Source organism: Clostridium sp. CAG:43 (genome assembly GCF_000434655.1).
GTDB classification, from domain to species: Bacteria; Bacillota; Clostridia; order Lachnospirales; family Lachnospiraceae; genus Otoolea; species Otoolea fessa.
In genome coordinates this window covers 40,961-51,998 of record NZ_FR895066.1, presented here as the reverse complement: position 1 = coordinate 51,998, position 11,038 = coordinate 40,961, and the positions used below count along the sequence as shown (strand labels likewise).

Genomic DNA, 11,038 nt, shown 5'->3' with positions numbered 1-11,038 from the left:
GAGGGTTCGAATCCCCCTCTCGCTATTGATGAAGCAGCTTGCAGTTGAGCAAGCTGTTTTTATTTTACTTAAAGTCCCTGTCCATCCATAAAATTTTTGTTTAACAAATTTCACATTCCATAACCTTTTTCTTAATATTTATAACAATCCCTATTTAGCCTTGAAGTTGGCGGGTGAGTGTGCTATAATCAGACGAACTTGGAGAGATGTTAAAATAATGTTAATTTATTTATGATAAAAAGAAAATCGAGGTTGATTGATATGAAACATTTTCTGAAGGAACTCCTGAAGAAATACGGGCATATATGGATTCTGGGATACGGATTTATCTATCTTCCGTGGTTTACGCATCTGGAAAAAACCGTGACCTCCAATTACCATATCATGCACTCATCGCTGGATGATATGATTCCGTTTAATGAATACTTCGTCATCCCATATTTACTGTGGTTCGCCTATGTGACCGCTGCGATTGCATACCTGTTCTTCAAGAACAAGGAAGAATATTACCGGTTATGTGCATTTTTATTTACCGGCATGACGCTGTCACTCTTAATCTGCACCCTGTTCCCGAATGGAACTGACCTGCGAACCGCCGTAAACCCGGACAAGAACCTCTGTTCCCGTCTGGTCTATATGCTCCACCAGGCTGACACAAACACGAATGTATTTCCAAGCATCCACGTGTACAATTCCATCGGAACCCACATCGCGGTCATGAAGAGTGAGTCTCTGAAAAAGCACAAAGTAATCCGGATTCTTTCCGGTATCCTGATGGCCGCTATCTGTATGGCAACTGTCTCGCTGAAGCAGCACTCGGTTTTGGACGTCGCAGGCGCGATTCTTTTAAGCGCAGCTATCTATCCGTTAGTATATGCGGGAAGCACGCAGGAAGAGACAGAGAACGAACCGGAATATATTCGCTAAAGGATTTCTCAAGACAAGTAAACATAAGCTGGCGCCAAAGTATGACAGGTGCCAGCTTTTTATCTGCGATAAATCCCCCCTGCCGCAGTCATTACGAAAACCAGGTCTCTAACATTCATCACGTGGTAATCCCTTATCGAATCATATCTAATGATTGACATAGAATCAGAAAATCCGACCATCTGGAAACACTCCATTTTCCAGACGATCGGATTTTTAATTTGCATTTTTTGACAGATTTGATTTTCTTTTCTAATCCGCCCTATTTTTAGTTAAACCCATAAAACTTCTGCGAAATCTTATAGCAGGCGATCGACACCTTCCGTCCGCCTTTTCCCGGCAGGTTTACGCCCTGTCCGAGGAAGCCCCAACGCAGGCGCATATACAGCGTGAAATTCTGCTGTTTCAGATACTGCCACAGTTCTTTTTTCTTCTTCAGATTTTCCTCTGTCTCCGAGCGGATCGCCAGAATTGACGTAACTGTCATCATGATCTCCAGATAGCGGACCATGTAGTGGCGCAGCTTTGGATTCTTGATCTTGGTCACATCGTAATATCCCAGCATCAGCTTCGTGACGAGTATCTGCTGATCAATACGGCTGATCATGACTTTTTCATTGACCGACTGATCGTCGCGTCCGATGAAATAGCGGTAGAAATTCACATCCAGGTAGTACATGGATTTTACGTGTGGAAGCGGCTGATATACAAAAATATTATCCACGTAGAACGTATGCTTTGGCAGTTCCAAGCCGCAGTTCCGAAGCATTTCCACACGGTAAATGACCGAATGCATCAGGATATACTGTCCCAGGCGGAAGCCTCTTGCACCGTTCCAGTCGATGAGCTGGCGTTTTGGGAGCGCCATGTTGTAGTTCATGACCTTTTTGTGTTTTGCGCCCTGTTTTTCATAAACGAAGTTGGTAATCAGCATATCCAGCGTCACATTGTCATGGACAAATTTGCGCAGCGTATCCAGAACCTCCATATACGCCTCTTCGTTGACCCAGTCATCGCTGTCCACGACCTTATAATAGACGCCCGTCGCATTGCGCAGTCCCGCATTGACGGCCTCGCCATGACCACCGTTTTCCTGATGAATCGCCCGGCAAATCCCCGGATAGTTTCTCTCATACTCATCGGCAATCTCCGCCGTATTATCTTTTGTGGAACCGTCATCCACGATCAGGATCTCCACCTCATCGCCGCCCGGCAGCAGGGATTCGATGCAGTTACGCATATATGCCGCCGAATTGTAGCACGGAATCGCTACCGACAACAGTTTCATTGGTTTATTTTCTCTCAAAACTCCAGTTCCTCCATCTCTTTGTTGACCCGATCCTCACAGGAGCGCATGGCGAGAATCGTCTGTTCCATCAGTTTGTCTAATTCCCAGCCAAGCTGATCAGCCCCGCGGCGGATCACGTCTCTGGAACATCCAGCCGCAAATTTCTTGTCCTTAAATTTCTTCTTAAGACTTGAAAGCTCCATGTCCTTGGTGCTCTTGGACGGGCGCATCTTCGCCGCCGCCCAGATAAGCCCTGTCAGCTCATCGGCTGCAAACAACACCTTTTCCATCTCATGTTCCGGAGCCACATCCACCCGTATGCCGTAGCCGTGGCTGACAACCGCATGGACTAAATCTTCCTCTGCGCCTCCGTCGCGCAGAAGCTCCGGTGCCCGCTCACAGTGTTCTTCCGGATAAAGTTCAAAATCAATGTCATGCAGCAGTCCTGCCATGCCCCAGAATGCTTTTTCGTCCCCGTATCCCAGCTGCTCGGCATACCACTCCATGACGCCCTCCACGGTCAGTCCATGTAAAATATGAAATGGTTCTTTATTATACTTGCGAAGGAGCGCAAGCCCCTGTTCCCTGCTCAGTGATGTCTGTTTCATCCTCCGTGCCTCTCTTTCTCTTTCCACGTTTCCGTGTCCGGATCCTTGATTCTCAGTAATTCACACTATCTATAGTTATAACAAAATTAACCAGCAAAATAAAGCAGATTTTTGTAAAAGTATTGTGAACAAGTCGTTACTGTTCACGCATACGTGCCCAGTAATAACAACTCAAACTCCCCACATCTGCCACATTGACTGAAATTCTCTTTCAAAATAAGTTACGCATCGTCTTAAACACCACCCATAATCAATCTTCTCCACTGTTTCTGCCGCATAGATCGGATAAGCAGCCACCTGCTCGTCATTAATATAATAGGATGCCTGCCCGACCTCCTGTCCTTCATGAACCGGTGCTTCCAGCTCGGTCGGGTACTCATAACGGATGTCTGGCTTCTCGTCCGCGCGCAGAAGCATCAGAAACGTCTGTTTTTCCGATGGCAGATTCAGTGTGAGCGCCGTCGTTCCTTTCACGCCCCGCCTCACCTCCACCTCCGGAAATGTTTTCTCCCGGTCAAATATATCATACCAGTTATATGTATCAAATGCATACTGATCGAGTTTCCGCATATCCGCCCATTTGTACGTCTTGTGCGGTGGCCACCCGCAGCCGAGAAGCGCCACCGTAAATGCTTTTCCCTCTTTTTTTAACGCCGCCACATAACAGTACCCGGCTTTCCCGGTAAATCCTGTCTTGCCCGACAGCACCTCCGCGCACTGGTTTAAAAGCGCGTTATGGTTTGCCAGGTAAAATGAACGGTTTCCCGACTCATCCTGAATCGTCCGTGATGCCGTACGGGTAATTTCCAGAAATGTTTCGCGGCACGGCGACTGGAACGCGCAGTAGCGCATGATCCGCGCCATATCCGCCGCCGAAGCGCTGTGTTCGTTTCCATCCGCATCCGCAACGTCCAGACCGTTCGGTGTCACGAAACAAACATTCTTACATCCTATCTCCCACGCTTTCCGGTTCATTTTCTCCGCAAATTCTTCCACACTTCCCCCGATATGCTCCGCCACCGCCACGGCGCTGTCGTTGTGGGATTCCAGCATCAGGGAATAGAGTAGATCCGATAGGCGGTACCGCTCCCCCGCCCGCATATTGAGCTGGACATCCGGCATGGAGGCCGCTTTCTCTGATACCTCGACCCAGTCATCGGGATTTCCCTGTTCCAGTGCGAGAATGCAGGTCAGAATCTTCGTCGTGCTTGCCATCGGATAAGCGGTATCCGCATCTTTCTCCGCCAGAATACGCCCACTGTCCGCATCCATGAGAACCCAGGCACGGGCGTGAAGGGTCTGTTGTAGAGAAGTCTCTTTCTCTCCCAGAATCTCTTTATTTTCTATGTTTTCACGAACAAAAACCGCCCCGCCGGCCGGAACCAACTGAATCATCGCCAGTATACTTCCTGCCAGCAGAACGGCTATCCATTTTCTGATTTTATCTCCCATCCGGCTGCTCCGGAATCCCTTTTCAGGAGATTATATGAGAATAAACCTGTTTTCTATGACTTTTTCTTTTTATTTTTCCAGCGGCTCATTCAGCTTCTCCGTCCCCGGCAGCGCAAACCGTCCGCCCGCGATGATCTTTACACTCGTTCCATCTGGATGAATCGCCTCGATCGTATCCAGCTCGGAGTACGGGATTGTAATGTCCGTATGGCAGCCAAAATATGCCTCCTGCGGATTTTCTTTGCGTTTTGCTGAAATCTCATTCTCACGCGCCACCATCTCGCGTCCATCCGGATTGAAGACCGGGCAGTCCTCCATCCAGCTGTAGCAGGTATCGCCTACCGCAAAGTGCGGTCCCATCTTCTCGGCAATCAGAATCGGGAATTTGTCGAGAATGCCGTAGCGCAGCGCTACCTCATACGCAGTTGTGTTGGTGCCAATCGCAAACTCGCCCATCGGCAGCGTCTCATGGTTTTTTAGGATCATCTGTTTCACTAACGCCTTATTTTCCTCTTCCGTCTCAAAGTTTTTGCAGGTATAGGAGACAGCGATACCATTTTCAAACCGGATTTCCAGATCTTTGAACTGAAATTCCCCGATATAGACGCTGCCGACATGCAGAAGCCCGTTTGTCCCAGCAAGCTGCGGGGAGGTAAAGACTTCTCCAACCGGAATATTTACATCCGCCACGCAGTTTTCGAAATTCGACTGTTTCGTCGGCTCAGCAAGCGTGTGAAGCTGTACGGTCAGATCGGTGCGGTTGCCGCCGCGTCCGCTGATGTGAACTTGAGATGCCTGATCCAGTTCGTTGATCATGATCTGCTGGATGTCGCGGTACAGCTCATAGTCCAGCGTATTGATGCGGATCGTCTCCTTGAAAACCGCCTCAAACTCCGCTCCGATCTCCGGAAGTGGGAATGCAATGATTGTGAAGCTCGTCTCCGTTCCCGGAATATACGCGTCCACAATCTGCATCGCCTCATTGCTGTAGGATAACAGCAGTTTCTCCTGTTTTTCACTTAAAGAAAAGGCTGCTGCTGCATTGACCGGCTCAAATCCGGCCTCGCCGAAGGTTTCCACAACTGCCGGACCGGCATATACCGACGCCAGATCCTTGTATGTCTCATATGCCACCTTTAAAATAGACAGTTTCCGCTCACGAAAGGCCTTGTCCAGGTAAACCGCATTGTCGTAGCGGTGATCATACTCGTACTGGCGGTTCGCCGGTGTGCCATAGTAACCGTTCGTGCGCGCCGCCATCCGGTTCACCGTGCCGATGGAGGCGCGGGCAATGATCGGCTCCAGACCGAGTTCGCGGAAATTTTCCACTGCCATCCGGATCATGCGCTCAAATCCGATGTGGTAACGGATCTGCACCGTTTTCTTGCCCTCATAGCTGCGTCCGGTCGCCGCAAATCCCTTGCGGTAGCCTTCTGTGTAGGTATCTGCCATCCGGCGTACCGTCTCCTCTGGCAGCTTATTCATAAAACGTGCCGTCGCAAGCTCTGTCTCCGAGATATATTCGCCAAACCGGTACAGATAACGCAGATCGTTTAAATCACTGTCCATGATGATCGATTTTCCAAAATCCAGCGACGGATCCAGCGTCTCACGCACCCGCCACGGAAGCATCCTGTCACAATAATCACTGACAAAATAGTAGAGCGGCTCGCGAAGCTCCGCCACCTCCGGAGTACCGCCCTCAAACAGGTTGTAAACCTCAATAAACAGTTCCTCCAACACCGTCACATCCACCAGACGGCTCTCATAGGCGTAAACGATCGCGCTGCGGATCTCCGTATAGAGAAATGACAGCCACGGACCATAGTTCTCTCCCAGCTCTTTTGCCGCATAGTCCGGGTTCGCAAAGCTCTTCCCATACGCCTCTGGAAGTATATCCGCATAAAGCGTCCGGTTAAATTCTGTTGCCTCTTTCTGGCTCATCGCCGCCAGCGTCCCATCCATCTGTTTCTGGAAGGTTTCTTCTATCAGCTCGATAAACTGGACGGTGCGCTCAAAAAATGCCCGGTATGGCTCACCAACCGTCGCTTCTTCTTTCATATGGCCGATGCGCTCCATCGCGAGCTCATGGCGCTCCGCAACCGCCTCATTTTCTTCTTTCAAAAGTTCCCAATATTTCATGTTCAGATATTTTCCTCCTTCTGCCATCACCAAATTTCACTTTCAAACCACGCCCGCCGCAAAGGCTCTTACCGGCGTTCCATTGGTCCGGCATTCCAGGCAAGCCACGCATAAAAACCATTCATTCTTAGCCCCGGATGCCAATCAAAATCGTCACAATCCACCAGATGACCAGAAGCCCCGACAAAATCATACCAATTTTCGCGAATATATAATTTTTTTCTTCTTCTTTAAAAGATTTCCATCCGTACATCAGCGACGCCACGGAAAATAATATGCTCGAAAAGCACATCGACAGCGCGCCGACCGGCGTATTGCCCTGGCTGCGGACACTGAATGCCATCCCTGCCACGCACAGCAGCAGACCGACTCCCGCCAGTCCCAGGCAGAGATAGCCGTGTTCTGCCATCGGCTTGCGGATATAAGAAATCCGGTTATCTGTTTGACGTCCCATGCAGACACCTCCCAATTGCACGTGTAATCCACTGGCAGAGGTAGCCAGCAATTCCACCTAACGTATTTAAAAACATATCATCCACATCAAAACTTCCCACCTTGAATACGAGCTGAATCGTCTCGATGCTCAAAGTCAGAAGGAAGCTCAGAATCAACATCAGGTACCATTTTCCAAATCTCGGACTGATGATCGGCAGGAAAAATCCAAACGGCATGAAGCACACCACGTTGCCAGCCGTATTTAACAGGAACGCTTCCGTCCCCACTATATCACGATAAATATAAAACCGTTTGATTTCCTTAAATAAAACGAGATTATAGGCATACTCCACATGCGGCGCGCGCCCGAATCCGTCCGAAAAAAACATAAAATATATAAGAAGCACCAGGTATGCGACAAAGAATATCCAGCACACCTTCTGATGCGTTTTTGTCCGTTTCCACATAATTCCCCACATAAACTGCCAGAAATGAGAAAAACCGTACACCGTCCCCGGTCATACGGTTTTTCTCTTTCGACTGGGCATATCTGCCCTGTTTCAAATCCAATTTTTAGAATGTAATATCTGATTTGCGTTTCAGTAAAAACGCACCGCTGACGATCGCCATCACACCGGCTGCCAGCCCTACCGTGATGATCACGCTTCCAATCACGATATTAATCACACCGGTTCCCTGCATCGTTTTGTAGATCTTTTCCATATCGATCCGCTCCTTCTTACACTCCGTCGCATGGCATTTCCCATTTCAAGCATGCCGCTCCGTGAACCAAATCTCTATTTTGCACCGTACTGCTCATAGTATGCGTCGATCGTTGCTTTCAGTGTATCATCGATCACGACCTTGCCCTGGCACTCCTTGTTGTACAGGCACTCTACGACATCTGACATCGATACGATCGCTGCGGTCGGGAAGCCGTACAGTTCCTTGATCTCATCCAGCGCACACTTTTCTCCCTTGCCGCGCTCCATACGGTTTAAAGATACCATCAGACCTTTGATCTCCACATCTGCCTGGGATTTGAGGATCGGGAAGGTCTCCTCGATGGATTTACCGGAAGTGGTTACATCTTCGATGATAACGACGCGGTCGCCGTCCTTTAACTTGCTTCCCAGAAGGATGCCGGTATCGCCGTGATCCTTGACCTCTTTCCGGTTGGAGCAGTAACGTACTTCTTTGCCGTACAGCTCACTGATCGCCATCGAGGTGGCAACTGCCAGCGGGATTCCCTTGTAAGCCGGTCCAAACAGGACATCGAAATCCAGACCATAGTTGTCATGAATCGCCTTGGCGTAATACTCGCCCAGACGGCGCAGCTGCGTACCGGTTACATATGCACCCGCGTTCATGAAGAACGGAGATTTACGTCCGCTCTTTAAGGTAAATTCGCCAAACTTGAGCACTTCGCTCTCTACCATGAAATTGATAAATTCCTGCTTATACTGTTCCATCATACTCTCCTATCTTACCGAACCGCACCAATCAGTTCATGTATATCTTCAATGCCATATTTTTCCATGTAGGCGTCGATGCCCTTCACGATCTCCTCCGTCGCATACGGATTATGGAAATTCGCCGTACCGACTGCCACCGCGCTTGCGCCTGCCAGAATAAATTCGATCGCATCGTCCGCATTCATGATACCGCCCATGCCGATGATCGGAAGCTTGACCGCCTGCGCCACCTGGTAAACCATGCGGACTGCCACTGGTTTCACTGCCGGGCCGGACAGACCGCCGGTACGGTTGGCTACCGCAAAGGTTCTCCGGTTGATATCGATCTTCATGCCAGTCAGTGTGTTGATCAGGGACAGCACATCCGCACCGCCTGCCTCGGCTGCCTTCGCCATCTCCGTGATGTCGGTAACATTCGGGCTGAGCTTCATGATAATCGGCTGTTTCGCATGGCGTTTTACCTCGCGGGTGATCGCCTCCACTGCTTTCGGATCCTGTCCAAATGCGATGCCGCCCTCCTTGACGTTCGGGCAGGAAATGTTGATCTCCAGCATATCGACCGGCTGGCTCGCCAGTTTTTCCACTACATCGACGTAATCTTCCGTCGTTTTTCCACATACATTGACGATAATCTTCGTATCATACTGACGTAAAAACGGGATATCCCTCGATGCAAATAAATCATACCCCGGATTCTGTAAGCCGATCGCGTTGATCATGCCGCCGTACACCTCCGCAATACGCGGGGTCGGATTGCCTGGCCACGGCACATTTGCCACACCCTTGGTCACAACCGCGCCGAGCTTGTTCAGATCAACCATCTCGCCGTACTCTGCCCCTGAACCAAAGGTTCCGGATGCCGTCATGACCGGGTTTTTAAGCTCTACACCCGCAAGATTGACTGCCATCTGTCTCATAATTCTACCTCCTCGGCTAAAAATACGGGACCATCCTTGCAGATCCGCTTGTTGTGTACATTGCTGTGGTGGTCTACATCCTTCGACTGGCAGACACATGCCAGACAGGCGCCGATTCCACATGCCATCTTCTCCTCCAGGGAAATATAGCACTTGATTCCCTTTTCTGCCGCATACTCCTTGATGGCGCGCAGCATCGGGGTCGGTCCGCAGGCGTAGATCACATCCGCCGTCAGGTTCTGCTCCCGGATCGCGTCCAGAACATTGCCCTTCGTGCCGACGCTTCCGTCCTCGGTCGCCACAAAGACTTCTCCATATGCCTCAAATTCATCCCGGAGGAAGAGATTTTTATCCCGGTATCCTAAAATGATCTGTTTTTCGCAGTTTAACTGTTTCGCCATCTCAAGCATCGGCGGAACACCGATACCGCCGCCGATCAGAAATACATTTTCGCCCTCCTGCGGGAAACCATTTCCCAGAGGTCCCATGATATCGATCGGGTCTCCGGAAACATATTTGGAAAATTCATCCGTTCCTTTACCGGCAATCCGGTATACGATCCGCAGGCGTCCTTCATCCGGATCTGCCTCGCAGATACTGATCGGGCGCGGAAGAAGTCTGGAACCGTCCTGGCTGTAGACCGAGATAAACTGTCCCGGTCTTGCCTCGTCCGCTATGTCCGTCACGATCCACATACTGAAAATGCCAGGTACCAGTTCTTCCTGACTATATACAACTGCTGTCTCTTTCTTCTGTGCCATGAGCTCCTCCTTACAGTACACGTCCGATGTCCGCAATCATATCGATGACAGCCTGTCTCGATGCGTCCGCAAAATGCTCCGGACCGAATTTGGCGTATGCGTCTTTCTTGTATGCCGCGATGATACCGCGGGAAGAATTGACGATCGCGCCCAGTCCATCCTCGTTAAAGCAGTATTTTAAGTCTTCTGCCGTACCGCCCTGTGCGCCATAACCCGGAACCAGAAAGTAAGTCTTCGGCATCAGCTTACGCAGAATCTTGCTCATCTCCGGGTAAGTTGCGCCCACAACTGCGCCTACATTACTGTAGTCGCCATCCATGGAAGCCTCCCCCCACTCAACGACCTTCTCCGCTACCAGCTCATAAAGCGGGCGACCGTCCACCAGACGATCCTGGAACTCGCCGCTGGATGGGTTAGAAGTCTTTACCAGTACAAAGATACCGCGGTCGGATGCGTTGCACTCGTCCACAAATGGTTTCACGCCGTCGGTTCCCAGATACGGATTGACCGTCACATACTCGGTATTGAACGCGGAACAGGTCGTATTTCCAACCTTCACGCTGCCGAGATGACCGGTTGCGTAGGCAGCCGATGTGGAACCGATGTCGCCGCGCTTGATGTCTCCAATGACAATTAAGCCCTTCTGCTGGCAGTATTTGACAGTCCGGTCATACGCTTTCAGACCTTCGATGCCAAACTGCTCATACATCGCAATCTGCGGTTTGACCGCCGGAATCAGATCAGCCGTCGCATCCACGATCGCACAGTTAAACTGCCAGATCGCCTCTGCCGCTCCTTCCAGGGTCTCTCCGAACTCCGCAAATGCTTTTTCCTTCACGTGCTCCGGAATATATCCAAGCATCGGATCCAGTCCTACACAGATCGGTGCCTTTGTCTTCTGAATCTTCTCAATCAATTTACTAACCATCACGTTCTCCTCCAGAGTATCTCTCATAAATAATCAACTTATTTTATCATAAGTGGAGGGCGCTTTCAAGGGCACGGAGCAAGGAAAAAAGGGTTTTTGCTTATG

At 50.0% G+C, this 11,038-nt stretch carries 12 protein-coding genes; 1 reads left to right on the top strand and 11 read right to left on the bottom strand.

Features of this window, described 5'->3' with window-relative positions:
- The first annotated feature begins 261 nt into the window (after positions 1–261).
- Positions 262–927, top strand: a complete 666-nt coding sequence (locus QVO97_RS05410; protein ID WP_022359372.1) for a phosphatase PAP2 family protein — start codon at positions 262–264, stop codon at positions 925–927.
- 268 nt (positions 928–1,195) lie between these two features.
- Here the strand turns inward: QVO97_RS05410 and QVO97_RS05405 are convergent, their stop codons facing one another.
- The 11 genes from QVO97_RS05405 to pyrF form a co-directional block, all read right to left on the bottom strand.
- Positions 1,196–2,215 carry a glycosyltransferase family 2 protein gene (locus tag QVO97_RS05405; RefSeq protein ID WP_107000480.1) on the bottom strand — a complete coding sequence of 340 codons (1,020 nt, stop codon included), beginning with the start codon at positions 2,213–2,215 and terminating at the stop codon, positions 1,196–1,198.
- A 14-nt stretch (positions 2,216–2,229) separates the two neighbouring features.
- Positions 2,230–2,823 (bottom strand): hypothetical protein, encoded by a 594-nt coding sequence (locus QVO97_RS05400; protein WP_022359370.1) that lies wholly within the window; start codon positions 2,821–2,823, stop codon positions 2,230–2,232.
- A gap of 171 nt (positions 2,824–2,994) precedes the next feature.
- Positions 2,995–4,275: a D-alanyl-D-alanine carboxypeptidase family protein gene (locus QVO97_RS05395; protein WP_022359369.1), complete on the bottom strand. Its 1,281-nt coding sequence runs from the start codon at positions 4,273–4,275 to the stop codon at positions 2,995–2,997.
- Positions 4,276–4,344: 69 nt separating this feature from the next.
- The gene (locus QVO97_RS05390; protein WP_022359368.1) at positions 4,345–6,417 is read right to left on the bottom strand and encodes an aminopeptidase; all 2,073 of its coding nucleotides are present in this window, start codon (positions 6,415–6,417) and stop codon (positions 4,345–4,347) included.
- A gap of 127 nt (positions 6,418–6,544) precedes the next feature.
- On the bottom strand, positions 6,545–6,871 hold the full coding sequence (locus QVO97_RS05385) for a hypothetical protein (RefSeq protein WP_022359367.1): 327 nt from the start codon (positions 6,869–6,871) through the stop codon (positions 6,545–6,547).
- Complete coding sequence (locus QVO97_RS05380; RefSeq protein ID WP_022359366.1) at positions 6,852–7,331, bottom strand: VanZ family protein; 480 nt, start codon at positions 7,329–7,331, stop codon at positions 6,852–6,854. Before QVO97_RS05380 ends, QVO97_RS05385 begins: the two co-directional genes overlap by 20 nt.
- A gap of 94 nt (positions 7,332–7,425) precedes the next feature.
- Entirely contained in the window at positions 7,426–7,575 is a 150-nt protein-coding gene (locus QVO97_RS05375; RefSeq protein WP_022359365.1) for a hypothetical protein, read from the bottom strand.
- Positions 7,576–7,649: 74 nt separating this feature from the next.
- A complete protein-coding gene (pyrE, locus tag QVO97_RS05370; RefSeq protein WP_022359364.1) occupies positions 7,650–8,324 on the bottom strand; it encodes an orotate phosphoribosyltransferase in 675 nt (224 codons plus the stop codon).
- Between the two features lie 14 nt (positions 8,325–8,338).
- On the bottom strand, positions 8,339–9,244 hold the full coding sequence (locus tag QVO97_RS05365; protein ID WP_022359363.1) for a dihydroorotate dehydrogenase: 906 nt from the start codon (positions 9,242–9,244) through the stop codon (positions 8,339–8,341).
- Positions 9,241–10,005 carry a dihydroorotate dehydrogenase electron transfer subunit gene (locus QVO97_RS05360; protein ID WP_022359362.1) on the bottom strand — a complete coding sequence of 255 codons (765 nt, stop codon included), beginning with the start codon at positions 10,003–10,005 and terminating at the stop codon, positions 9,241–9,243. The genes QVO97_RS05365 and QVO97_RS05360 overlap by 4 nt, the downstream gene beginning before the upstream one ends.
- 10 nt (positions 10,006–10,015) lie before the next feature.
- Positions 10,016–10,933, bottom strand: coding sequence for an orotidine-5'-phosphate decarboxylase (pyrF, locus tag QVO97_RS05355; protein ID WP_022359361.1), 918 nt, complete (start codon positions 10,931–10,933; stop codon positions 10,016–10,018).
- Positions 10,934–11,038 lie beyond the last annotated feature (105 nt).